Raw genomic sequence first — 24,859 nt, 5'->3', positions numbered from 1 at the left:
CAGGACCGGTTCCGTTGTTTCTTAATGTTCAGGAGCTATGCCCCGAACGGCAACCAAAAAACAGCCCCCGGATTGAGATATCGCCCGAGTTTTTCGCTTTCGCCGAAGCCTTCCCGCAAAAATCGCGTCCCCAGGCGGCTGGTACCGCCCTCCAGGATGCATGTCAGGGGCAATTGCTCAGCCGGAACGTCCAGTTCACGCCGCAACAAGTCCGCGAGTTTGTCTATCAATGCGATGGTGATTGCGCGGATTTCAACCATCCTGTCCCGCACACCATCTTCTGTCGGAGCCTCGGGACCATCCCTGATCTTCAGCACGCCGGCTTTCAGGAATACGCTGGCATGCACGTCATCGGCCGGTGCGGTCAGGAGTTCCAGTTCCGAAACTTCGAAACCGGCCCAGGCGAACGGCTCAACAAGAGCGTAGACCATTTCCTGCGCCGCCATGTGAAAGGGAATGACAGTGTCGGTTTCCGCACTTCCGGTCCCTGAATGACGGAAGCTGTCCCCAAGCGTGATGTCACCGGTTTCCGCACCACCGACCCACACAGGAGCCAGCGCTTCCAGAAGCTTGTCCAAGATCACATTCGCACTGACAGCCTCCCCGCTTTCCTTTGCAAGTTCAACGGCCAGCAGCCCTGGCCTGGTAACGTCGCCTTTCGAGAACAGGTCGGGACGCAAGGCGAGTGCTTCACCAAGGCGCTTGAGGTGCTTTTGCATTGCCTCGAGAAGATCCACGTCGTCCTGAAGATCCCATTGAAGACCAAACGCGAGTTCGTCCTTTTCCATCCGGATCAAGGTGTCCGCGTCCACGCGATAGGGATCGGTCATTTCGCTTGAAAACGATCCGGCCGCGAACATGTGAAAAGTGGCAAGAGCTGACGCCTGATTGCCGGATACCCGGGTTTCGGTCATCTGGTCTTCATAGGTCCAGCCGGACGGATGCAACGTTTTCATATAGGCACCCAGGATGGCGAGATCGGCTGCGGCGGCCAGCAGTTCCTCAGCGTTTTCGAATGCACGGGCATTGGCAAGAGCCGACCAGCGGTCGATGTCGCCCGCCTCGAAGTCACGCCAAACACCGTAGGGCGGAATATGAAAATCCGGATAGTTTCCCCTGGTGGTCTCAAGAAGCATCACAAGGATGTCTGAAAGTCCGGAGAGGTCCACGTCAACGTGTTGGAGACCCGAAGAACCGGCAACGCCGAGAAGGTCCTGTGACCGGCGCCGGACTTCCTCGGGCCGAAAAAGATCCAGCGTGGAGTTTGATGTCTCCATGACGTATCCCCCCTCAGTTGCCGCCACGATCTTGTTTGGCGCTGTCCAGGCGCACCAGCAGCCGGTTCTTCGCCGCCGGTTCGCAGAACGCTGCCTCAATCGCGGTTCTGGTAATGGCCATCTGATCTTCAAACGACCAGCCGAATGTCTCCGCCACAGAGGTGTACTCCTTGCCGAGCGTCGTTCCGAAGAACGGCGGATCGTCGGAGTTCAGCGTGACCTTCACGCCTTCCTTGCGCAGGATATTCACCGGGTGAAAGCGAAGATGAGAATAGACGCCGAGCGAGACATTCGATCCCGGACAGACTTCCAGCACAACGTCCTCATCGACAAGCCGCTTCACAAGTTCCTTGTCCTCGATGGCACGAACGCCATGCCCGATGCGTTTGACCCGCAAGAATTCCAAGGCCGCGATGATGCTGTCCGGACCGCCGAACTCGCCTGCATGTGCGGTGGTTCCAAGACCGGCATCGGATGCCATTCTGAAAGCCTTGGCAAAATTTGCCGGATGGCCCGCGCGTTCGTCTCCTGCAAGACCAAACCCGGTCACAAGCGGATGCGGATTTCCGATGACTTCCTTGACCACGCGCTCGACGGATGCGGACCCGAAGTGGCGCACTCCGATCGCGATCATGCGGCCTTCTATAGCCGTATCGGTCTTGGCTCGTTCGATCCCGGCGGCAAGGCCCTCGACATAGGACCTGTATGACAATCCGGCTGCCTGAGCATGGTCCGGCGATATGGTAATTTCGCCGTAAATGGCACCTTCGGCGGCCAACATCCTGAAATAGGTTTCCGAAAGCAATGAATAATCCGCCGGTGTCTTGAACACCGAACTGGCCACATCATAGGCCTTCAGGAAGCTGGTAAAATCGGACCAGATGTATTTTCCGTTGCCGTCAATTGCTTCCGTCACGTCGACGCCATGCTGTCCGGCCAGTCGTCGTACGAGGCTGGGCGGCGCAGCGCCTTCGATGTGGCAATGCAGTTCGGCCTTCGGGACGTTGAGCGTTTCGTTCATTTCCGGCGAGACCTGCCTTGAGTGTGAGGATCAATCAATCTGTAGAAAACTCGTTCCATGCGGACCTTGCGCGATCCCGAGATGGGCCGCAACACTCTCGCCGATATCCGCATAGGTTTTTCTACCACCGACGCTTTTCCCCGCAATGCCCGGGCCGGTCGCAATCACCGGAACATTTTCCCGAGTATGGTCGGTTCCCTTCCAGGTTGGATCACAGCCGTGATCAGCTGTCAGAACAAGCAGGTCTCCCGCCCGCATTCTGTTGATCATTTCCGGCAACCGCCGGTCGAAGTGTTCCAGGGCAGCCGCATAGCCCGGAACGTCACGCCGATGCCCATATAGCGAATCGAAATCGATGAAGTTGGAAAAGACCAGATCGCCGTCTTGTGCCATCTCCATCGCTTCGAGGGTCCGATCGAAGAGTTGATCGTTGCCTGCCCCCTTCAAAACCCTGGCCACACCCTGATGCGCAAAGATGTCCGAAATCTTGCCGACACCTATGACCGTTCTCCCGGCATCACTCAGGCGATCCAGCAAAGTCGGTTCAGGCGGCAGGACGGAGTAATCGCGCCGGTTGGCGGTGCGTCGGAACGTTTCGGACGTTTCGCCGTCAAACGGGCGGGCAATGACACGGCCAATATTGTAGGGGTCGGCAAATTCACGAGCTGTTTCGCAGAGCTTCAGGAGCCTCTCCAGACCGAAATGTCCTTCATGTGCCGCAATCTGGATGACGGAATCCGCAGAGGTATAAAAGATCGGTTTGCCTGTCCTGACATGTTCCTCGCCAAGTTCTGCGATGATCTCGGTTCCAGATGCATGTTTGTCACCGAGAATTCCGTCCAACCCTGCGGCTTCGCTGATCTTTGCGACAAGTTCCTTCGGAAAAGCCGGAATTGTTTCCGGGAAGTAGCCCCAGTCGAAGCGCACGGGAACACCGGCGATCTCCCAGTGACCGGACGGAGTATCCTTGCCGTGCGAGACTTCAGCAGCATATCCCCAGAGACCATCTGGATCTCCCGGAAAATCCAGGCCGGGAATAGCCTTTCCGGTTGAAAGACGCCCCGCAGCCCCAAGTCCGAGCCGATCCATGTTGGGCACTGACAAGGGACCGCTTCGCAGCCCTTCCCTGTCGCCCCTACCGTCCGCGCAGTGCTCGGCGATATGGCCGAGTGTATCGGACCCGGCATCGCCGAAGGCGTCCGCATCCGTGGCACCGCCAATGCCGAAACTGTCCAGAACGCACAGGATTGCACGAGGCATGGGTTTCTCCACAAATCTGTTTGTTGCCGGTCATCCGGACCGGAAAACCGCCGGGACCGAAGTCCCGACATACCTGTTCAAGGAGCGATGCGGCCGACAATGCTCGGGTTGTCTGCAACGTCCATCGCCGCACCGATTGTGTAGGCGTTTCGAACAGCTACTGCCGCTGTTTCGGCTTCTTGCTCCGAACGCGCGTGAACAATGGCAAGTGGAGCGTCCGCATCCACGGTGTTGCCGATACCGGCCAGATCCGTCAGGCCGACAGAGGGATCGATCACGTCGGCCGCGGCCCGGCGTCCACCGCCAAGTGCCACCACAGCAACGCCGACAGCGCGTGCATCAACCGCGGTCACAACACCCTCCATTTCGGCATAGACCGGAGCCTGGACCGGCGCCTTTGCAAGATAGACCTCGCATTTTTCCAGGAAGTCGACCGGACCGCCAAGCGCGTGGACCATCTGCGCGAATTTCTCTGCGGCCTTGCCGCTGTCAAAGGCTTCACGCATCATTTCAGCACCCGCTTCGGCGGTGGGTGCGATGCCCCCGGACGCCAGCAATTCGCCACCCTGTGCAACGGTGACATCCCAGAGGCGGTTGTCCACTGCTGTGCCTTTCAGAAAATCGACTGCATTCTGCATTTCGACCGCGTTGCCCGCAGCCGACGCAAGTGGCTCGTTCATGTCGGTCAGGAGTGCAGTTGTCTTGAGACCAGCGCCGTTGGCAACCAGAACCAGGCTTTCAGCAAGAGCCCGGGCCTCTTCCAGAGACGCCATAAAAGCACCTGATCCCCATTTGACATCCAGCACCAGACCCTGGAGCCCGGCGGCCAGTTTCTTTGAAAGAATGGATGCCGTGATGAGATCGATGCTTTCGACAGTCGCCGTTACGTCCCTGATCGCATAAAAACGCTTGTCCGCTGGTGCAAGATTGCCGGTCTGGCCAATGACAGCGCACCCGATATCGCGGACCACCTTCTTGAAAAGAAGATTGTCCGGCTGCGTCTGGTAGCCCGGGATGCTGTCGAACTTGTCAAGCGTACCGCCGGTATGACCGAGGCCACGTCCGGAAATCATCGGAACGGCAGCGCCGCAGGCAGCGAGCGCCGGAGCCAACATGAGAGAAACATTGTCACCGACACCGCCGGTCGAATGCTTGTCCAGAATTGGCGCGTCGACTTCCATCCAGTCCATTACGTCACCGCTGTCACGCATGGCCAGGGTCAGCGCAACCCGTTCCTCGACCGTGAGCCCCTTGAAGAACACGGCCATGGCAAGCGCGGAAACCTGCCCTTCAGTGACCGAGCCATCTGCGAGCCCACGAACGAAGAATGCAATTTCTTCGGCGTCCAACGTTCCACCGTCGCGTTTCTTGCGAATGAGTTCCTGCGGCAACATTCTTCTTGTCCTTTTTGACGCCGTCTCAGTAGCCGTGGTGGGAATGGTCAACGATTTCCTGACCCTCGATGGTGGAAATCAGAGAGTCCAGCAAGCCACTTGCGCCAAACCGGAACGTTGTCGCCGACACCCAGTTGTGACCCATGATCCTGTCGGCCAGCGCAAGATATGCGGCCGCATCTTCAGCTGTCTTGATACCGCCAGCCGGTTTGAAGCCGATAACCCGTTCTGCATCGTCCCGGCGCGCTTCTTCAATCGCCGTCAGCATGATCTCGGCAGCTTCCAAAGTCGCGTTGACTGCAACCTTACCCGTGGAGGTCTTGATGAAATCTGCTCCGGCAGCGATCGCCACATTGGATGCGGCGTGGATCAAAAGCGGATCCTTGATTTCACCGGTTTCCAGAATGACTTTTAAAATAGCCGGCTCCGGGATCGCCGCTTTCACGCGGATGATCTGCTCCTCGGCAAAGCCCTTCCGGCCTTCGCAGAAAGCCTTGTAAGGCATGACCAGGTCGATCTCGTTGGCTCCGTCTGCGAGCGCCTTCTCAGTCTCGGCAACAACAGCGTCCGTGTCTTCGCCGCCGTCCGGAAAGTTGACGACCGTGGCAACCTTGACACCCGTTCCGGTCAATTCCTTCGCAGCCTGTGCAACAAAGCGAGGCCAGACGCACACAGCGGCCACGGAACCGTGGTCGGTCACGGTCCGATCCGTCAAACTGCTGACGTCTTCAGCAGTGCAGTCGTCATTCAGGTTGGTCAGGTCCACGAGCCCGAGGGCACGCGCTGCAATTTCGATCATATCGCTCATTGACCGATCTCCTTCACAAAGGCCCTTACGAGCTGTTTCATCCGTTCCATGCCCATCAAAGCCATGGTCTTGGTCTCATCATGGGACAGAGCATGGGTCTGCAGTCCGGCGCCATAGTTGGTGATGATCGATAGCGCCGCGACCCTGAGGCCCAGGAAGCGTGCGATGATGACCTCCGGCACCGTTGACATGCCGACTGCGTCCGCACCGAGTTTCTTTGCCAAACGGATTTCCGCAGGCGTTTCGAAGGATGGGCCGGAGAACCACATGTAGATCCCGTCCGCGACCGGATCACCGGTTTCCGCCGCGACCTTCTTCATAACGGCCCGCAGCTCCGGATCGTAGGCCGCGCTGAGATCAAGGAAGCGTTTTTCGTCCTCTTCCCCGATCAGCGGGTTCTTGCCGGACCAGTTAATGTGATCAGAGATCAGCATCGGCGACCCGGGCGCAACCTCTTCGCGCAGGGATCCCGCAGCATTGGTCGCGAGCAGAACCTCACAGCCGAGTTCCTTCAATGTTTCAACCGGCGTGCGCATGACGGTCGGATTGCCGCTTTCATAGTAGTGCGCGCGCCCGGACAGGATCACCACCGGTACACCGGCCAGCATTCCGGCGACAAGCTCGCTGGAGTGGGATGTTACCGTGGACACCGGAAACTCTGTCAGGTGTGCGTAAGGAATGCGGACGGCATCCTCGACCTCTTCCGCCAGGGCTCCAAGCCCCGAGCCGAGAATCATGCCAATTTTGTAGGAACCCTTGCGGGCTGCGCGGACGATGTCCGCGCATTCACGGCCGTAACCACTCATTGAGGGTCAGTCCTTCCTGTCTTCAAGTTCAAATGCGGCAGGCAACAGCTCCTCGAGCGTGAAACTGCGCTTGATGCCATTCAGATCGGCGATATGAACAACGAGATTGTCTGCGCCGAATTCGGCGAAACGCTGACGGCAGATGCCGCAAGGTGTGCAAAGTGCGGCGTCGCCGACAACAACCGCTTCCTCAATCTCGCGGTGACCCGCAGCAATCATGGCGCTGACCGCACCACCTTCGGCGCAGACACTGACCGGATAAGAGGCGTTTTCAACGTTGCAGCCGGTAAAAACTGACCCGTCCGGCGTGCGGAACGCTGCCCCTACCAGAAAGTTCGAATAGGGTGCATAAGCCTTTTCGCGAACAGATTTGGCCGCCTCGAACAATGCGTTCAAATCGCTCATGAGCGCTCCTTCAGATAGGGAATGCCCGCTGCCTTCGGCGGGATCGCCTTGCCAATGAAGCCGGCAAGCAGGACGACGGTGAGGACATAGGGCAGCGCCTGAAACACCTGCAGGGGGACTTCACCGATCAGCCAGATTTCAACGCCTTGCAACCGGGTGCCGGCCGCATCAAGAAAACCGAACAGCAGACAGGTAAACATTGCACTGACCGGCTTCCACTTCGCAAAGATTAGCGCGGCCAGTGCCATGAAACCCTGACCGGCCGTCATGTTGACGCCAAAGCCCGAGCCAACAGCGATCGAGAGATAGGATCCCGCAACACCGCAGAGGATGCCGCATGCAATGACGGCGCGATACCGCATCCAGACAACCGAGATGCCTGCAGTGTCAACGGCGGCCGGGTTTTCGCCCACTGCACGCAGGCGCAGGCCAAAGCGGGTTCGGAACAGGATCCACCAGGTCAACGGAACGGCAAGAAAGGCGACGTAGACGAGGATCTTGTGCCCCGACAAAACTTCTGCATAGAACGGGCCGATGATCGGAATATTGCGGACCTGTTCCGCAAACGGCCACACGATTTCGGTAAAACGTCCTCCGTCGGGCAAAGACGGAGTTCTTCCCCCCTGGCGGAACCAGGTTTGCCCCAGGAGCGCTGTCAGCCCGGCAGCCAGAAAATTGATGGCAACGCCAGAGACAATCTGGTTGCCCCGGTTTGAAATCGACGCAAATCCATGCAGAAGGCTGAGCAGAACGGAGACCGAAATCCCGGCCAGAAGACCCAGCCAGGCGTTGGCGGTGATGTAGGCAACCGCTCCTGCGCCGAATGCCGCACCGAGCATCTTGCCTTCAAGTCCGATGTCAACAACACCCGAACGTTCGGAATAGAGCCCCGCAAGGCAGGCCAGCAGCAAAGGCGTCGACACGCGGATTGTTGCGTCCATCATCAAAATGATTGTCTCGAACATGATCACGCCTCCTTCGCGGCAAGGGCCTGGGAGGGCGTGAAGAACCTGACAATCGCCGGCCGGAACATGTGTTCAAGCGCCCCTGCAAACAGTATGACAAGACCCTGGATGACGATGATCATGTCGCGGGTGATGTTCGGCATTTCAAACGAGAGTTCCGCGCCGCCCTGGTAGAGCATGCCGAACAGCACGGCCGCCAGGATGATGCCGACAGGATGGGCGCGCCCCATGAGAGCGACCGCGATACCGACAAAGCCGTAACCGGTGACGAAATCGATCAACAACCGGTGTTGCGAGCCCATGATTTCGTTGATTGCCATCATGCCCGCGAGACCGCCGGATATCAGCATCGTGACAACGATGATGCGCACCGGTGAAATCCCGGCATAGACGGCCGCCGTGGCGTTGGCGCCGAAGGACCTGATTTCATAACCGAGTTTCGTGCGCCAGATCAGGAACCAGACGGCCACACAGGCAGCCAGGGCCACGAACAAGGACAGGTTCACCGGCGCATAGCCGAAGCCGAAGGACGGGAAAACGTCGTTCAGAAACGGCAGCCGGCCGCCATCTTCAAAGGTCCGGGTCTCGTTCTGCATGGAGCCCGGCTTCTTCAGGACATTGCCCAGCAGGTACACCATGAACGAAAACGAAATGTAGTTGAACATGATGGTGGTGATAACCACGTGGCTGCCGCGCTTGGCCTGCAACCAGGCCGGAATGAAAGCCCAGGCTGCTCCCATCGCAGCCGATCCAAGGATCGCGAATGGCAATGTCACGTACCAGGGTACGTACTGGTCGAGCGCCAGGCAGGCGAACGCAACCCCGAGGCCACCGACATAAGCCTGCCCTTCACCGCCGATGTTGAACAGACCTGCGTGAAAGGCGACCGCGACAGCAAGGCCGGTGAAAATGAAGTTGGTCGCATAAAACAGCGTGAACCCGAAGCCCTCGGCATAACCGAGCGACCCCCAGAGGAGGACCTTGACGGCGTCCAGCGGATTTTCCCCGATCAGGATAACGACCAGTCCGGATACCAGAAAGGCAGCTGAAAGATTCAGGAAGGGGATTAGGCCGAGATCGACCCAGCGCGGAAGTTGACCGCCACTCATTGGACGCCTCCTTCAGCTGTCATGCGATTGTCTTCAACACCTGCCATGAGCAGGCCGAGTTCGCCCTCATCAGCGTTGCTCCCCCGCTCTCCGACAATCTTGCCATCAAACATCACCAGAACCCTGTCCGACAGTGCACGGATTTCGTCGAGTTCAACCGAAACAAGCAAAATGCCCTTGCCTGCATCGCGCAGTTCAACGATCCGCCGGTGAATAAACTCAATTGCACCAATGTCGACACCGCGTGTCGGCTGACCGATCAACAATACCTCCGGGTCCCGCTCTATCTCCCGTGCCAGAACAATTTTTTGCTGGTTGCCACCGGAGAAATTCGCCGTCTTGAGCATCGGATTGGGTGGCCGGATATCGTATTTCTCGATCTCGGCGACCGCGTTTTTCTTGATCGCCGCCAGGTCCATCAGCAGGCCCCGGGAATAGGCGGGGTCGCGGTGATAACCAAGAATGGAATTCTCGTATTCGGTGAAGCTGTTGATCAGGCCCATACGGTGCCGGTCTTCCGGCACGTGGCCCATGTTTTTCTTGCGCATGTCCGCAGCATCCAGTGTGCTGGTGCCAAGATCTATGCTTTCACCATGGATTTTTAGCGTTCCGCTTGTGGCGCGGCGAATGCCGGACAGTGTCTCCAGCAGTTCGGACTGTCCATTGCCCGACACTCCGGCGATGCCGACAATTTCGCCGGCCCGGACCGAAAGGCTCACATCCTTGACAACCTGGACACCACGGCTGTCAGTGACCGTGAGATTTTCAACTTCCATGACCGGCGCTTCCGGTTGCGCCGGCTCCTTGTCGACACGCAGCAGAACCGACCGGCCAACCATCAACTCGGCCAGTTCTTCCATGGAGGTGTTCCCCGTCTCCCTGGTCGCCACCATCTCGCCGCGGCGCATGACGGACACCGTGTCGGTGACAGCCATGATTTCGCGCAGCTTGTGCGTAATCAACAGGACAGTCTTTCCCTGATTCTTGAGAACGTCGAGGATCTTGAACAGATGGTCCGCCTCTGCCGGTGTGAGAACACCGGTCGGTTCGTCAAGGATCAGAACCTCGGCACTGCGGTAGAGTGCTTTCAATATTTCAACACGTTGCTGCAGACCTACGGGCAGATCCTGAATGAGGGCCTCCGGGTCGACGCGCAGCTCATATTCTTCTTCCAGACGCTTCAATTCGGTGCGCGCACGCGACAGCCCGCCTGCCAGCAGCGCACTGTCCTCCGCGCCGAGAACCACGTTTTCCAGAACCGAAAAATTGTCGACCAGCATGAAATGCTGGTGAACCATGCCGATCCCCATGCCGATGGCGGCCTTGGAGTCCGCGATCGTCACTTTCTTGCCTTTGATGATTATGTCGCCGTCATCAGCATGATAGAACCCGTAGAGAATTGACATGAGCGTCGACTTGCCCGCGCCATTTTCTCCTATGATCCCGTGGATGGACCCTTTTTTCACAACAAGATCAATGTCCTTGTTGGCATGAACCGGTCCAAAACTCTTGTTGATCTTGCGCAGCTCAATTGCCGGAATTTCGCTCATGCCGTCCCCCAGGCCCGACGTAGTTTGCTTTTCATTTCTGTTTGCCCATCGCCGCAAACGTACCTCAGTATGGGCACACTCCGTCACTGATGACATCATGAACCTTGATGGTTCCGTCTGATATTCCGGCAACTGCCGCATCGGCCGCAGTTTTCATTTCATCGGAAATCAATGGCCTGTTGTTCTCGTCCAGAACCCAGTCCATACCACCTTCCGCAAGGCCAAGGACTTGAATACCCGGCGAAAACGAGCCTTCCCGGGCAGAATTGAAGCTGTCAAACACGGCGTTGTCGACGCGTTTGCGGATCGACGTCAGAACCTTGCCCTTGTGCAGTCCATTCTGGTTGCTATCCGTCCCGATGCCCAGCACGCCCGCATCCGCGGCAGCCTGCAACACGCCAAGCCCGGTGCCACCCGCTGCCTGAAGCACCACATCAGCACCGCGTTTGATCTGAGCAGTTGCCAATTCGCCTCCACGAACCGGATTGGCAAACGCAGCAGGCGTGTCGCCGGTCATGTTGAACAGCACCTTGATGTCAGGGTCGGCCGACAAGGCACCCTGTTTGTAGCCGCAGAGAAATCTCTGAATGATCGGGATGTCCATGCCCCCGACAAAACCGACAGTGCCAGACTCCGAAGCCATCGCGGCGAGCAGGCCGCCGATATAGGCACCTTCGTGCTCCTTGAAGACATAGGAACGCACGTTAGGCTGATCGACCACCATGTCGACGATCGCAAAGTCGGAATTTGGAAAAGCCTCCGCCGCCTGCTTCAGGGCGTTGGCCTGGTTGAAGCCTATCGCGATGACAGGTGCGTTGCCCCTGCTTGCAAAATTGCGCAACGCCTGCAGACTTTGGGCGTCGCGTTCCAGTTCGAATTCCCTGACATTCTCGCCGGTCTCTTCCATGTACCGTTTCACGCCGGCAAAGGCGCTCTCGTTGAATGAGCCGTCGAACTTACCACCAACGGAGTAGACGATGGCCGGGTCGGCGCAGGCAGCCGTGGCAGAGAGCGCGGCAACGAATATCGCTGCGCAGGCGCTTGAGCTGAGACGGAACATCCGGTCCCCCAACTGGCTAGAACATATTATGGGAAACCTCCGCGCCCTTGCGCGGAGGCTGCAGTGGTCTGGCCGTCACTTAGCCCGGGCAGGATTCATCGGCCATGTAGTCATGGACAACAACTTCGCCGGAGATGATTTTCTGGGTGGCTTCTTCGACGGCCGCCTTCATCTCGTCGTTAACGAGTTCCGCGTTGTTGGCGTCGAGTGCCCAGTCAACGCCACCTTCCTGCAGGCCGAGAACCTCGAAGCCGGAAGACCAGTTATCGTTTTTGGCATCTTCAAACGCCTGGAAGACGGCGATGTCGACACGCTTCAGCATGGATGTCAGCACGGATCCAGGGTGCAGGCCGTTCTGATTGCTGTCGACGCCGATGCCGAGTTTACCTGCGTCGGCTGCAGCCTGGAGAACACCAATGCCGGTGCCGCCTGCCGCGTGGTAGACAACATCCGCGCCACGATCGAACTGCGACTTGGCCAACTCTCCGCCCTTGACCGGATCGTTCCAGGCGGCGCCGGTTGTGCCGGTCATGTTTTCAAACACTTCCGCATCCGACTGCACGGCCATTACGCCCTGCTTGTAGCCGCAGGCGAACTTGCGGATCAATGGAATGTCCATCCCGCCGACAAAACCGACCTTCCCGGTTTCGGAAGCCATCGCGGCAAGCATGCCGACGATGTAGGACCCTTCATGTTCCTTGAACAGGATCGAGCGGACGTTCGGCAGATCGACGACCATGTCGACAATCGCGAACTGGGTATCGGGGAATTCCTTTGCAACCTTCTCAACCGCATTGGCCTGTGAGAATCCGATAGCCACGATCGGGTTCATGCCGCGCTTGGCAAAGTTGCGCAAAGCCTGTTCACGCTGAGCGTCGTTCTGAATTTCGAAATCACGGAATTCAACGCCGTAGTCGGCCTTGAACTTCTCGGCTCCGGTGAAAGCTGCCTGGTTGAACGATTCGTCATTCCGACCGCCCAGATCGTAAAGCACGGCGGGCTTGATATCGGCTGCTTGTGCACTCGCGATGGAAAAGGCCAGTCCGGCAAGCGCCGTGCCGATGGTTAGAAACTTTTTCACGTATATGTCCTCCGACATGCGGGGGCCTGTCTTATCTGACCGGCCCGTTTCCCCTCGTGACCCAGCCGCTTCATGCGGACTGTGCCAGTTGCAATCCGACCCGCGAACTCAGAGCCCTCGCGAGGGTCTCGTCTGCCACCAGATCGGTAATGACACCGGTACGTAGTGCAGCAAGCGTGGCATCCACCTTGCTCTCGCCACCCACCAGCGCAATCACGCGGCGCCCGCGCACTTCGTCAAAGTGCAGACCGACGGCACAATCGCCGAGCGGATCGGGAGCCAGTTCTCCTTCAATCGTCAAAAAGCGGCCCATCAAATCACAGACCGCCCCGCAAGACATCAATTCTTCCTGTTCCTGCTTTGAAATCATGCCGCGCTGAACCAGATGCCCCTCATTCTCAACCGAACCGATGCCAATGAGAAACGCATCGGACTGGCGCGCGCGCGCCATCAGGTCCTGCACGCTCCGCTGTGTCAGGAACATCGCCTTCTCGTCCAGGTTCTCCGCAAAATAGGGAACAGGAAGGTAATAACCGATGCCGCCGGTTCTCTCCTGCATTTTCTGGACGATGTCATATGGGTTGGCAGCAAGAGTGCGGGTGAGCGATCCACAGATCGACATGATTTCGAGATCGGACCGCGCCGTCTTCGGCAGCGATTCTACCGCCGCCGTCAATGTCCGACCCATGCCGACACCCAACCGTGTGACGTGTGCACCCGTTAGCAGGCCAGTGAGAAACTGCGACGCTGAAACCGCAATCGCACGCAGGACAGCTTCATCATCTCCGCCGCCGAGATCGGGTGCTATGATGCAGTTGGTCAGGCTGAAATAGTGAGAAAGTTCCTTTTCCAGCTGCAGACATTCCATCGGCCTGCCGTCAACCTGGAACTTCACGTAACCTGCCTTTTGGGCGTGGGCAATGAGACGATGCACCTTTGCCGGAGACACACCCAATTGGGATGCGATCTCACCTTGCGTGCGGCCGCCCACGAACGACAGCCAGGCCGCCCGGATGGCCATGTAAGATGTCCAGTCGTCTTCGCGCGTCTGCATACTGCGTCAGCACCTTCCCCTCTGGTTGGCGCAGCCGATGCGGCTCCGACCAACGATACACCGCTCCTTGGTGGAGCTTTTCATTGTCGCGCATACTTCGCTATATGCGCTGAAAAATTCTTCATCTAGTGAGAATTTCTTCAGATCATGCCCAGCAAGGGCCTATCCGTCAACCCACAAAACGTCCGAATTTTGGGCATTTTGCTGCATTTCACGGCAGGCATGGTCCACATTGGCAACCTGGCGGCACGGCAATTTTTGCCGGTTGATGTCAGAATCGTGACCCAAACAGGCAATAATTGCCTAGCAATCCGGCAGATATTTCCTATCTGTGGAATATACGCACTCCGTGCACATTTGATTTTGCCAGATAAATTGAATTCCGGTACCCTTGGCACGTAGTTTGCAAAGTAAAATCTCAGACTATTTCATGGCATTTCTGATGCCTGCGTAGAAATCACAAGGATCAAAAAGACGAGTAACAGAACAATAAAATAAAAACTGGGGAGACGTGGCACCTCAGCCGAAAGGCTGAAAAGGAGAAAACCATGCGTCTCGACATAACGAAAGACTGTGCACTTGCAGTAGCAACAATACTGTCCCTATTAGGTGCGGCCTTTGTGAGTACCGCCCCCACGCAAGCCCGGGACTACCGGCCGGCACTGGCTGCCGCCGCGCAATACACCTACGATCCGGCCAACGAAGTGGACGTCGAACTCGTCCTGGCTGTCGACATCTCACAATCCATGGATACTGAAGAGCAGGAAATTCAGCGCGCCGGTTACGTTTCGGCCCTGACTTCGAGGGAATTTCTCGATGCAATCCAGGTTGGCCCGATCGGCCGTGTCGCCGTCACCTACATGGAATGGGGCGGTGTCGACGAACATTTCATCGTCGCCAATTGGACAATCGTTCAGGACGCCGCGTCTGCGTCCCATTTCGCTTCCAAAATCGCCGAAGCTCCGCTGCGCCAGGTGCAGCGCACATCGATTGCATCCGCCCTGCAGAAATCGGTCGAACTGGTTGAGAACAACAAGTACATGGGCCTGCGGCGCGTGATCGACATATCCGGCGACGGGCCGAACAACCAGGGAGGCTCGGTTACGGAAATGCGCGACCGGATGATTGCCTCGGGCGTGACCATAAACGGGCTTCCCCTGATGATGAAGTCGAACAAGAACACCTGGCAGGCGATGCTCAACCTTGATCACTACTACGAGGATTGCGTGATCGGTGGACCGGGTTCATTTGCAATTCCCGTTCGCTCCAAGGAAGGATTTGCAGATGCTATCCGCATGAAACTCGTCCTCGAAATCGCCGGACTGCACCTGAATGAACCCGACCCCTATTTCCAGCGTGTTTCGGCCCGTGAACCCGTGCGATGCAACCTTTTCGACTGACCGGGCCACGTTTCTTTCTTTGATTGACCGTGTTCCGGCTTGGAACACGGTTTTTTTGTTTCTGGCGGCCGGCGACAGCACCGTCCGACTGAACCGGTTCGGTGATTTCACATCGTCTTTTGCACATCGCCCTTTGCGCTGACGTGTCTTTGCGGCTAATACCAACCCGCCGTCTGTCATATCGCAATGAGGATCTGCATGTCCGAAATACCCACGCTCGCGCTTATCGCCCATGACGCCAAGAAAGACGTTATGGTTGAGTTCGCCAGGGGCCATCGGGACAAACTGGCAGCATATGATCTGGTCGGAACCGGGACCACGGGAGGACGCGTCCTGGATGCCTGTCCGGAACTCTCCCTCACCCGCCTCAAGAGCGGCCCGCTGGGTGGCGACCAGCAGATCGGCGCCCTGATCGCGGAGGGAAAGCTGCAGGGGCTGATCTTTTTCGCTGATCCCATGTCACCCCTGCCGCACGATGTTGATGTCAAAGCCTTGATGCGCCTTGCAATCGTTTACGATATTCCGATGGCGCTGAACGTATCCACTGCGGAAATACTCCTGCGGTCCGCGCGATTGAAGGGGCTTGGTACTACGTCAGATACGCCTGAGGTTGGTTCGACTGCATCATGAGTTTTTCCGATCATTCCAAATCATTTGCCTATCCGGTTCTGGTTGCCGATATCGGCGGAACCAACGCTCGCTTTGCGCTGGTCGACCACGCCAACGCACCGACCCGCATGTGTGGCAAGACCGCGACGGCTGGGCATTCCGATATCTCGTCCGCCGTCCGCCAGGTTGTCCTGCCCGAAACTGAAATCAAACCCAGAACAGCGATCATAGCTGTTGCCGGGCCGGTTACGGGCGATGCAATACCGCTCACCAACGCTGCCTGGGTTATCGAGCCCCTGAAGATGATCGCCGACCTCGGGCTGGATGAGGTCATTGTCCTGAATGACTTCGAAGCGCAAGCGCTCGCTTTGCCAGGCTACAGCGGCACGGATGTCGAACAGGTCGGAAAGGGCGCCGTTCGCAAAGACAGCGCGAAATTCGTGCTGGGGCCGGGAACCGGTCTTGGGGCGGCTGCCATGATCTTTGCGTCCGATACCTGGGTTCCGGTACCTGGCGAAGGCGGTCATGTGGAACTTGGCCCCGTGACCCGGGAAGACATGGATATCTGGCCGCATATCGAGCAGGTCGGCGGACGCATAGGCGCTGAACAACTCCTCAGTGGAACAGGACTGCCCCGTCTTGCGCGGGCCGTCGCAGTCTGGATGAATGCCGAGCGCCGGTTCGAGACACCGGCAAATATCACCCAGGCTGCGGACGACAACGACCCGATTGCCGTGAAGACACTGGAAGTGTTTGCACGATGCCTCGGTCGCGTGGCAGGCGACTTCGCATTGACCGTTCTTGCCCGGGGCGGAGTTTATCTCACCGGTGGCATAACACCGAGGATCACACGTTTCCTGACCGATGACGGTTTCCGGGCCGCCTTCGAGGCGAAAGCACCCCATGAGACCCTCATGGCCAAAATCCCGACTTTCATCGTCCGACACCCGGATCCGGCCCTGGAAGGTCTTGCCTCCTTTGCCCGGTCGCCAGACACCTTTGCGGTTGACATGCACGGGCGCCAGTGGACGTCCGGCCGCGTCGCCGCGACGGGCTGAACCGGCGGTAATGACCGTGCGCCGCGCTTTTGGAACAGCACTTCCCATTGACGGCGTTCTGCCGGACCTGCTCAGGACGCTGGACACCGGCACCAATGCGGTTCTCGTGGCCGAACCCGGCGCAGGCAAAACAACGCGTGTCCCGCTTGCCCTGCTTGATGCCAAATGGCGAAAGGACGGCAAGATCCTGGTGCTGGAACCACGCCGGCTCGCCGCCCGCGCAGCCGCACGCCGAATGGCGAGCGAACTTGGCGAAAAGCCCGGCGAAACCGTCGGCTACCGTGTTCGCATGGAGACCAGGGTCAGTTCCAGGACACGTATCGAGGTCATTACGGAGGGGGTGTTCACGCGCCTCATACTCGACGATCCCGAGCTTTCCGGGATTGCGGCCATCCTGTTCGACGAGTTTCATGAACGGTCCCTTGATGGCGATCTCGGGCTTGCTCTCGCGCTTGATGTTCAGTCCGCCTTGCGGGAAGACCTGCGGCTTCTCCCGATGTCCGCAACACTGGATGCTGCAAGTATTTCGAAACTGCTTGGCGATGCTCCCGTTCTGGAATGTCAGGGACGCAGTTTTCCGGTCGAAACGAAATATCTCGGACGTGATCCGAAGGACCGGATCGAACCGCAGGCCGTGCGCGCCGTCCGGCAGGCTGTCAGTGAGGAGACTGGCTCGCTGCTTGTGTTTCTGCCGGGCCAGGGCGAGATCAGGCGCACGGCCGACCTTCTCTCCGGCCGATTGCCCGCCAATTGCCAGGTTGCACCCCTCTACGGCGGTCTCGACGCAAAAGCGCAGGACGCCGCCATCAGACCGGCAGAAGACGGCACCCGGAAGATCGTGCTTGCCAGTTCGATCGCTCAGACATCCCTGACCATCGAAGGCGTGTGCGTTGTCATCGATTGCGGTCTAGCACGCGTTCCGAAATTCGAACCGCAAACGGGCCTCACCCGGCTTGAAACAGTGCGTGTATCGCGTGCCTCCGCGGACCAGCGAAGAGGCCGCGCGGGACGGACGGAACCCGGCGTTTGCTATCGGCTTTGGGACGAGGCTCAGACTGTTGCCCTCCCTGCAGCCGAAGCACCTGAAATCCTCGAAGCGGATCTCACAGGTCTCGTTCTGGATCTGGCGACCTGGGGCACGCTCGACCCGACAAGCCTCACTTTCGCCGACCCGCCTCCCTCAGCCGCCTGGAAAGAGGCCAAATCACTCCTGGCGGATCTCGGTGCGCTCGATGCGGCCGGTCATCTGACGAGGCAGGGAAAAGCACTCTCCAGTCTGCCGCTGCACCCCCGCCTTGCGCACATGGTGATTGAAGGTGCCGATCGGGGTCTCGGATATACCGCAGCCCTGATCGCACTGCTCCTGTCCGAACCCGGTCTCGGTGGCCGTGACCCGGATCTGCGCGCACGCTTGCGGGCTGTCCGGAACGAAAAGAGCCAACGTGCAAAGGATGGCCGCGCGCTCGCTTCAAGGTGGCTCAAACAGGCTGGTGGCAATGGCACCGGAGTTGAAATCGAAAGCGCAGGAATATTGTTGGCTCTCGCCTATCCGGACCGTGTCGCCCAGGCGCGTGGCCAGATCGGAAGATTCCGTCTCGCCAATGGCCGAGGCGCGGAACTGGAGCGCGAAAACGCGCTCGCAGACGCTGAATTCCTGGCGATTGCGGAAGTACAGGGAAAGGCGGCGAATGGCCGGGTCCAGCTTTGCGCTCCCATCACACGGAGTGAGATCGAAGAGCTTTTTGCCAGTGACATCGTTGAGGAGGACGAGGTCCAGCTGACCGGAGAAGGTGCTCTCAAGGCCCGCCGTGTCGTCCGCTACAAGGCCGTGGAACTTCAGTCGACATCAATCAGGTCGGCAGATCCCGCTGCGGTCGAAAGAGCCCTGATCAATGAGATCAGGCGCAGAGGGACGTCCCGTTTGCCGTGGAGCAAGGACCAGCAACGGCTGCGCAAGCGGGTCGCATACTCTCGTGAAAACGGTGCGGATGACCTGCCCGACCTTTCCGATCAACACCTGACCGGCACGCTTGATGACTGGTTGCAACCCTATCTGTCTGGCCTGACAAGTCTCGCAAGTGTGAATGCCGCTCTCCTCGGCAACGCACTTGCAGGCCTCCTGCCCTTTGATGCTGCCGCGAAACTCGATGCGCTTGCACCCTCCCACTTCACTGCGCCAACGGGCAGCAAAGTTCCGATAGACTATGGCGCTGCCGCCGGCCCGTCGCTTTCGATCCGTGTCCAGGAACTCTTTGGACTGACAATTCATCCTAGCGTCTGCGACGGCAAGCTTCCGCTGATCCTGGAATTGCTGTCACCTGCGCAACGGCCGATCCAGATCACAAGGGATCTTCCGGGATTCTGGGCGGGCTCCTGGAAAGACGTGAAGGCCGACATGAAGGGACGCTATCCGAAGCACCCGTGGCCAGATGATCCTACCCTGGCCGACGCGACCCGGCGAGCAAAGCGTCGCGGGACCTGACTCGCCCAGACCTGCGCCTGTTGGCGGGCGACCGCCCCGACCTGATGAACAGGGTGTGCATATTTCATTCACGAAGCGTTGTCTTGACCGTGTCACACAGCCTGCGCGATGGGACGGTCACAGATCATGTCTTGAATCGAGGACCAGGATGAACCGACTGCTTGCTGCCGGAACAGGCATTTTCGCTATGTTATTGGCCACTTTTTCAGTGAACGCTCAGGGGCAGGACTGGCAGACGATTCTCGATGATGCAAAGGGCGAGACCGTCTATTTCCACGCATGGGGCGGTGAACCGCGCATCAATGCCTATATCCAGTGGGCTGCCCGTGAAGTGGAGCGCGATTATGGCGTTCGCGTGGTTCATGTGAAAATCAGTGACACGGCGAGCGTCGTGTCGCAGGTTCTGGCGGAAAAGTCGGTCGGAAAGGCAACCGGCGGTGCCGTCGACCTCATCTGGATCAACGGCGAGAACTTCGCCTCCATGAAAACGAATGGTCTGCTTGCGGCGCCCGGCTGGGCGCAAACGCTCCCCAACTGGCAATATGTGGACGTCGAAAACAAGCCGACGGTGGTCGTTGACTTCACCGTGCCGACCGACGGGCAGGAAAGCCCCTGGGGAATGGCGAAGCTCGTTTTCATGTATGACAGCGCGCGGCTGGACACACCGCCGTCGACCCTTCGGGAGTTGATGGATTTTGCCAGGGACAATCCGGGCCGGTTTTCCTATCCCCAGCCGCCCAATTTCTACGGCACGACCTTCCTGAAACAGGCCCTCGTCAATACGGTCCCCGACAAGACCGTACTGTCCGAACCGGTCGACGATGCAGGTTTCGACGAAATCGTTGCACCCCTGTTCGCCTATCTGGATGAGCTTCATCCGCATTTGTGGCGCAAGGGCAGGGCTTTTCCCAAGAATGCCGCCGACATGCGCCAGCTTCTGGCAGACGGCGAACTGGACATAGCGTTTTCATTCAATCCCGGGGATGCATCAGGCGCAATCGCGAACGGCGAACTGCCGGATAGCGTGCGCACCTTCGTTTTCGACGGCGGCACAATCGGCAACACTCATTTCGTCGCCATTCCCTTCAACAGCTCCAACCAGGCGGGGGCGAAGGTCTACGCGAACTTTCTGTTGAGCCCCATGGCCCAGACACGGAAACAGGAGCCTGAAATCTGGGGTGATCCGACTGTTCTGAATGTCGACGCACTGCCGGCGAATGAACGGTCGCTTTTCACATCCCAGGATCTTGGCCCCGCGACCCTGGCGCCGGAAGACCTTGGCCCGGTTCTGCCGGAACCGCACCCGAGCTGGGTGAGCGCGTTGGAAGAGGCCTGGACGGAGCGATACGGTTCAGGGAGCGAGTGAGGGCCCTTGCCCAAATCAACCGGCAGACCGGACATTGCAACCGTTCTCGTTACGATCCTGCTTGCAGGACCGGTTCTTGCCGGTCTCGCCGGTACGATCCTGCCCGCTTTCGGCTATCTGCCGGTTCTCGGCTATCGCACGTTTTCAATTGAACCTTTTCGTGCCCTGTTCAACATGCCGGGCATTCAGATTTCCATTTTGTTGAGTTTCGGTACGGGTCTTGTTGCGTCGATCCTTTCATTGGCAATCGTGCTGTTGTTTACCGCCGGCTGGTCGGGAACCAGGACCTTCGTGCGGCTGACCCGATTTCTGTCACCCTTGCTGTCTGTGCCGCATGCTGCGGCAGCAATCGGGCTCGCCTTTCTCATTGCCCCTTCCGGGTTTCTCGTACGTCTTTTATCGCCCTGGGCAACCGGCTGGACGCGCCCGCCCGATCTCCTGATCCTGAATGACCAGGCCGGTATCGCAATGACACTGGGGCTGGTTGCAAAGGAAGTTCCCTTCCTCTTCCTGATGACACTTGCAGCCTTGAACAGGCCGCATATCCGCGACTTCTACAAGTCCGGGGCGAGCCTCGGGTATGGCCGGATGAGCACGTTCATCAAGGTGATATTGCCACAGATCTATCCGCTTATCCGCCTTCCCATGCTGGCAGTCATCGCCTATGCGACATCCGTGGTCGACGTGGCGCAGCTCCTTGGACCGACGACCCCACCACCGCTGGCGCCTCGACTGATCGGCTGGATGAACGATCCGGACCTGAGCAAAAGGCTGATGGCATCCGCAGGTGCCCTTCTCCAGCTCTTCGTCAGCGGGGTCTCGCTGATTGTCTACCTGCTTCTGGAGCGTGGCGTGACGCTTTGGCTGAAGTCGCGCTTTGAAAGTGGCCACCGGCGACGGCAGGACGCTGCAGCTCGGCAGGCGGGTCTTTGGGCGATGTCGATCATCGTTGCACTCATGACTGTCTCCATCGTTCTGCTTGTGGTCTGGACGACGGCGAAATCCTGGTGGTTTCCAGCTGTTCTGCCGCAGCGCTGGAGCCTTGCGAGGATGATGGATTCTTTCGGCACGGGTGGCCCTGCCCTGTTGGCAACCCTGTTGCTTGCGATATCTGCCGCCGGTATTGCGACCGCCCTGACCCTTTGGGTGCTCGAGGGGCGCGGCTTTCGCAAGAAACCAAGACACGGCTGGCTGAACACTTACATCTTTCTGCCCCTGCTTCTGCCGCAGATCAGCTTCCTTTTCGGTTTGCAGACACTGTTTCTGGTCGCAGACCTCAGCGGCACGATGGAAGCGGTCCTGCTTGCGCACCTGATATTCGTTTTCCCTTATGCGTTTCTTGCGCTCAGCGATCCCTGGAACCGGCTCGACCCGCAGTATGCAAAGGCAGCAGCCTCCATCGGCGCTTCGCGGGCTCGTATTTTCTGGCAGGTGCAGCTGCCGTTGCTTCTGCGCCCGGTGCTGGTGACTTTTGCGGTTGCCGCAGCCGTTTCCGTCGGCCAATACCTGCCGACGCTGATGATCGGTGCAGGACGTGTCGTTACCGTGACGACGGAGAGTGTCGCGCTGGCAAGCGGCGGCAATCGCCAGGTTGCCGCTCTATATGCCCTCTTGCAACTGGTCATACCGCTGTCAGGATTTGTCCTTGCAGCGCTGCTGCCATCGCTGGTGTTCCGAAATCGTGCCGCCATGCGGTTGGAAAGGTAGTTCTGAATGCTTGAAGCACTAGACCGCGCGGGTCTGACCCTGGAAGCTGTCAGCATCCATGTTGACGGCGCACCGCTGCTTGACATCGATTGTCACATTCCGCCTGGGAATATCCTGACAATCATGGGTGAAAGCGGCAGCGGCAAGTCCAGCCTGCTGGATTTCATCGCAGGATTTTTAAAGCCGGCTCTTCATGCCGAAGGGCGAATTTTCCTCAATGGCAAGAACCTGACTGATCTGCCTGCCCAGGAACGGCACATCGGGCTAATGTTTCAATCTCCCTTGCTCTTTCCCCACATGTCGGTGATGCAAAACCTCATGTTCGCAATACCCGCCAAGGTCAGGGGACGCCAGCACAGGAAGGAAATCGCGCGGCAGGCGCTCGAAGATGTGGGGCTGAACGGATTTGGAGACAGGGATCCGGCAACACTCTCCGGAGGGCAGCAGACACGTGTTGCGCTGATGAGAACCCTGTTGGCCCAACCGATGGCTTTACTGCTTGACGAACCGTTCTCAAGTCTCGACCAGACCCGTCGGGCAGAAGTGCGGGAGCTGGTGTTCTGTCAGGCCAGGAAGAATGACCTGCCGGTGCTCCTGGTCACCCACGATGAAGAGGATGCGCTTGCGGCCGGCGGATTGGTTCATTTTCTGGACAACCACAAAAACAACAACGGCTGCTCCAAGGTGCAGCAGCCGCAAATCTCGATCGCGAAACGTTGAGGCCCTATTCGGCCTGGTCAGCCGATTTCGCCTGCAGGAGCGAATAGTTGTCGATGCCGATCCGCTCGATAAGGTCGAGCTGGGTCTCCAGATAATCGATATGACTTTCTTCGTCGCTGAGGAGTTTTTCAAACAACGCCATGGACACGTAGTCCCCGAGGTCGCGACAGATTTCGCGTGCTTCATGATAGAGAGCGCGGGCGACATATTCTGCCGCAAGATCACCTTCCAGGCATTCCTTGACATTTTGACCGATGCGCAGCGGATCGAGTGTCTGCAGGTTGGGCAGCCCTTCCAGAAAGATAATCCGATCCATCAGATCCTGGGCGTGCTGACGCTCCTCGTCTGCTTCTTCCAGTTCCTTGTCGGCGAGCTTGCCGAAGCCCCAGTCCGCAAGAAGGCGCGCATGGACCCAGTACTGGCTGACCGCGGTCAACTCATGCCGCAAAGCCTTGTTCAGATAATCGATTACTTGCGGTTCACCCTTCATCAGACCCTCTCCAGATCACCGGCTCGCCGTTCGTTTCAAAGGCGCGGGTGCCGGTTCAGTTTCCCTTGCCTCTTCTGACCCCTTATCGTGAATGGTGTCAATAACCGACGGAAAACAACCCCCACATCGCGGCCGGCAACCCAGATGGCGAAAGACAGCTCCAGGTGTCGGCACTTTCCCGTTGGGATCGGCGCGCATTTCCTCTGCAGCTTTTCGGAGCTGCTCGTCAGAAAGAACATTACAGGAGCATATGATCATTGTAGGGTTCGGTCAGGATCCGTTTGCCCGGTCATATTGGCATTGTGGGTTTAATGCGCAATAACGAAACCCTACTATAAGAGTCAACTTTTTCTGCATCCCTCGTAATCTGGCAAGGATCTTACATGAGCGGCAAGGACACCTCCGACACCCGCCCCACACTTGTGTTGACTGGTGCCAGCCGTGGCATCGGTCATGCGACCGTGAAACGGTTTTCAGCGGAGAACTGGCGAGTGATCACCTGTTCCCGGCAAGCTTTTTCAGACAAGTGTCCCTGGCCCATGGGGCCAGAGGATCACATACAAGTCGACCTGTCCGATCCCGAAAACCTGGGATATGCAGTCCAGGAGATCCGCAAGCGGCTGGAAGCGAACGGATCGCGACTGAATGCACTGGTCAACAATGCCGGTATCAGCCCCAAGGGTCCGGAAGGTCAGCGCCTCAATTCTCTGAATACCGCAATGCACGAATGGCGAACGGTCTTTCAGGTCAACTTCTTCGGCCCTATTCTCCTGGGAAGGGGACTTTTTGAGGAAATGAAAGCCGCGAAAGGTTCCGTTGTGAACGTAACGTCGATTGCCGGCATGCATGTGCATCCCTTTGCCGGGACGGCCTATGCAACCTCGAAAGCCGCCCTGGCCTCCCTCACCCGCGAGATGGCAGCTGACTTCGGACCGCATGGCATACGCGTCAATGCGATCGCACCGGGAGAGATCGACACGTCGATCCTTTCACCTGGAACGGAAAAACTCGTTGCTGACATACCGCTGCGGCGCCTGGGGCTACCTGAAGAAGTCGCGGATACGATCTTCTATCTATGCTCGAATAACTCTTCTTATGTTACAGGCGCCGAGATCCACATCAACGGTGGACAACATGTTTGAACTCTACGTCAGCCATCCAATAAATAAATTCGATAAATTTATTTCGGCAACCTGAATATCGTATCCAATATACTTGGATTGCACTATTTTTGTGC

23 protein-coding genes are annotated in these 24,859 nt (G+C 58.2%); 8 read left to right on the top strand and 15 right to left on the bottom strand.

Annotated features, from left to right (window positions below; genetic code table 11):
• Window positions 1–35: 35 nt before the first annotated feature.
• The 13 genes from ACO6TI_RS11150 to ACO6TI_RS11090 all read right to left on the bottom strand — a co-directional run bounded on the left by ACO6TI_RS11150 (window position 36) and on the right by ACO6TI_RS11090 (window position 13,790).
• Window positions 36–1,277, bottom strand: a complete 1,242-nt coding sequence (locus ACO6TI_RS11150) for a DUF1688 family protein (RefSeq protein ID WP_196999012.1) — start codon at window positions 1,275–1,277, stop codon at window positions 36–38.
• Window positions 1,278–1,290: 13 nt separating this feature from the next.
• Window positions 1,291–2,298, bottom strand: a complete 1,008-nt coding sequence (locus ACO6TI_RS11145; protein ID WP_055120081.1) for an adenosine deaminase — start codon at window positions 2,296–2,298, stop codon at window positions 1,291–1,293.
• Between the two features lie 30 nt (window positions 2,299–2,328).
• Window positions 2,329–3,558, bottom strand: coding sequence for a phosphopentomutase (locus ACO6TI_RS11140; RefSeq protein ID WP_422384946.1), 1,230 nt, complete (start codon window positions 3,556–3,558; stop codon window positions 2,329–2,331).
• Between the two features lie 77 nt (window positions 3,559–3,635).
• Window positions 3,636–4,952 (bottom strand): thymidine phosphorylase, encoded by a 1,317-nt coding sequence (deoA, locus tag ACO6TI_RS11135; protein ID WP_196999010.1) that lies wholly within the window; start codon window positions 4,950–4,952, stop codon window positions 3,636–3,638.
• Window positions 4,953–4,977: 25 nt separating this feature from the next.
• Entirely contained in the window at window positions 4,978–5,760 is a 783-nt protein-coding gene (gene deoC / locus ACO6TI_RS11130; protein ID WP_196879084.1) for a deoxyribose-phosphate aldolase, read from the bottom strand.
• Entirely contained in the window at window positions 5,757–6,566 is an 810-nt protein-coding gene (locus tag ACO6TI_RS11125; protein WP_104704683.1) for a purine-nucleoside phosphorylase, read from the bottom strand. The genes deoC and ACO6TI_RS11125 overlap by 4 nt, the downstream gene beginning before the upstream one ends.
• Window positions 6,567–6,572: 6 nt before the next feature.
• Window positions 6,573–6,971 (bottom strand): cytidine deaminase, encoded by a 399-nt coding sequence (locus ACO6TI_RS11120; RefSeq protein WP_055120089.1) that lies wholly within the window; start codon window positions 6,969–6,971, stop codon window positions 6,573–6,575.
• Window positions 6,968–7,942, bottom strand: a complete 975-nt coding sequence (locus ACO6TI_RS11115) for an ABC transporter permease (RefSeq protein WP_408010368.1) — start codon at window positions 7,940–7,942, stop codon at window positions 6,968–6,970. Before ACO6TI_RS11115 ends, ACO6TI_RS11120 begins: the two co-directional genes overlap by 4 nt.
• Window positions 7,939–9,045, bottom strand: coding sequence for an ABC transporter permease (locus tag ACO6TI_RS11110; protein ID WP_029062123.1), 1,107 nt, complete (start codon window positions 9,043–9,045; stop codon window positions 7,939–7,941). The genes ACO6TI_RS11115 and ACO6TI_RS11110 overlap by 4 nt, the downstream gene beginning before the upstream one ends.
• Window positions 9,042–10,595, bottom strand: coding sequence for an ABC transporter ATP-binding protein (locus ACO6TI_RS11105; RefSeq protein WP_055120091.1), 1,554 nt, complete (start codon window positions 10,593–10,595; stop codon window positions 9,042–9,044). Before ACO6TI_RS11105 ends, ACO6TI_RS11110 begins: the two co-directional genes overlap by 4 nt.
• Window positions 10,596–10,659: 64 nt before the next feature.
• The gene (locus ACO6TI_RS11100; protein WP_055120093.1) at window positions 10,660–11,655 is read right to left on the bottom strand and encodes a BMP family lipoprotein; all 996 of its coding nucleotides are present in this window, start codon (window positions 11,653–11,655) and stop codon (window positions 10,660–10,662) included.
• 79 nt (window positions 11,656–11,734) lie between these two features.
• Window positions 11,735–12,736, bottom strand: a complete 1,002-nt coding sequence (locus tag ACO6TI_RS11095; protein WP_029062126.1) for a BMP family lipoprotein — start codon at window positions 12,734–12,736, stop codon at window positions 11,735–11,737.
• Between the two features lie 70 nt (window positions 12,737–12,806).
• Window positions 12,807–13,790, bottom strand: coding sequence for a sugar-binding transcriptional regulator (locus ACO6TI_RS11090; protein WP_029062127.1), 984 nt, complete (start codon window positions 13,788–13,790; stop codon window positions 12,807–12,809).
• 548 nt (window positions 13,791–14,338) lie between these two features.
• Here ACO6TI_RS11090 and ACO6TI_RS11085 point away from each other — a divergent pair.
• The 7 genes from ACO6TI_RS11085 (at window position 14,339) to ACO6TI_RS11055 (ending at window position 23,132) form a co-directional block, all read left to right on the top strand.
• Complete coding sequence (locus tag ACO6TI_RS11085; protein WP_082442959.1) at window positions 14,339–15,190, top strand: DUF1194 domain-containing protein; 852 nt, start codon at window positions 14,339–14,341, stop codon at window positions 15,188–15,190.
• Window positions 15,191–15,388: 198 nt separating this feature from the next.
• Window positions 15,389–15,820, top strand: coding sequence for a methylglyoxal synthase (locus tag ACO6TI_RS11080; protein ID WP_055120418.1), 432 nt, complete (start codon window positions 15,389–15,391; stop codon window positions 15,818–15,820).
• Complete coding sequence (locus tag ACO6TI_RS11075) at window positions 15,817–16,857, top strand: ROK family protein (RefSeq protein WP_422384945.1); 1,041 nt, start codon at window positions 15,817–15,819, stop codon at window positions 16,855–16,857. Before ACO6TI_RS11080 ends, ACO6TI_RS11075 begins: the two co-directional genes overlap by 4 nt.
• 10 nt (window positions 16,858–16,867) lie before the next feature.
• On the top strand, window positions 16,868–19,339 hold the full coding sequence (gene hrpB / locus ACO6TI_RS11070; RefSeq protein ID WP_422384944.1) for an ATP-dependent helicase HrpB: 2,472 nt from the start codon (window positions 16,868–16,870) through the stop codon (window positions 19,337–19,339).
• 148 nt (window positions 19,340–19,487) lie between these two features.
• Entirely contained in the window at window positions 19,488–20,705 is a 1,218-nt protein-coding gene (locus ACO6TI_RS11065) for an ABC transporter substrate-binding protein (RefSeq protein WP_422384943.1), read from the top strand.
• Between the two features lie 6 nt (window positions 20,706–20,711).
• Complete coding sequence (locus tag ACO6TI_RS11060) at window positions 20,712–22,412, top strand: ABC transporter permease (RefSeq protein ID WP_422384942.1); 1,701 nt, start codon at window positions 20,712–20,714, stop codon at window positions 22,410–22,412.
• Between the two features lie 6 nt (window positions 22,413–22,418).
• Window positions 22,419–23,132: an ATP-binding cassette domain-containing protein gene (locus tag ACO6TI_RS11055; RefSeq protein ID WP_422384941.1), complete on the top strand. Its 714-nt coding sequence runs from the start codon at window positions 22,419–22,421 to the stop codon at window positions 23,130–23,132.
• A gap of 4 nt (window positions 23,133–23,136) precedes the next feature.
• Here ACO6TI_RS11055 and bfr read toward each other — a convergent pair whose 3' ends face one another.
• Together bfr and ACO6TI_RS11045 are read right to left on the bottom strand one after the other, a co-directional pair.
• Window positions 23,137–23,622, bottom strand: a complete 486-nt coding sequence (bfr, locus tag ACO6TI_RS11050; protein ID WP_029062134.1) for a bacterioferritin — start codon at window positions 23,620–23,622, stop codon at window positions 23,137–23,139.
• Window positions 23,623–23,637: 15 nt separating this feature from the next.
• Complete coding sequence (locus ACO6TI_RS11045) at window positions 23,638–23,880, bottom strand: (2Fe-2S)-binding protein (RefSeq protein ID WP_082442963.1); 243 nt, start codon at window positions 23,878–23,880, stop codon at window positions 23,638–23,640.
• A 125-nt stretch (window positions 23,881–24,005) separates the two neighbouring features.
• Here ACO6TI_RS11045 and ACO6TI_RS11040 point away from each other — a divergent pair, with 125 nt between their 5' ends.
• Entirely contained in the window at window positions 24,006–24,764 is a 759-nt protein-coding gene (locus ACO6TI_RS11040; RefSeq protein WP_055120100.1) for an SDR family NAD(P)-dependent oxidoreductase, read from the top strand.
• The last annotated feature ends 95 nt before the right edge of the window (window positions 24,765–24,859 follow it).

The sequence above is a fragment of the Roseibium album genome (assembly GCF_965233825.1).
Classification (GTDB): domain Bacteria; phylum Pseudomonadota; class Alphaproteobacteria; order Rhizobiales; family Stappiaceae; genus Roseibium; species Roseibium album.
The sequence above is the reverse complement of the archived record's forward strand: the minus strand, read 5'-3'. Positions and strand labels throughout refer to the sequence as shown.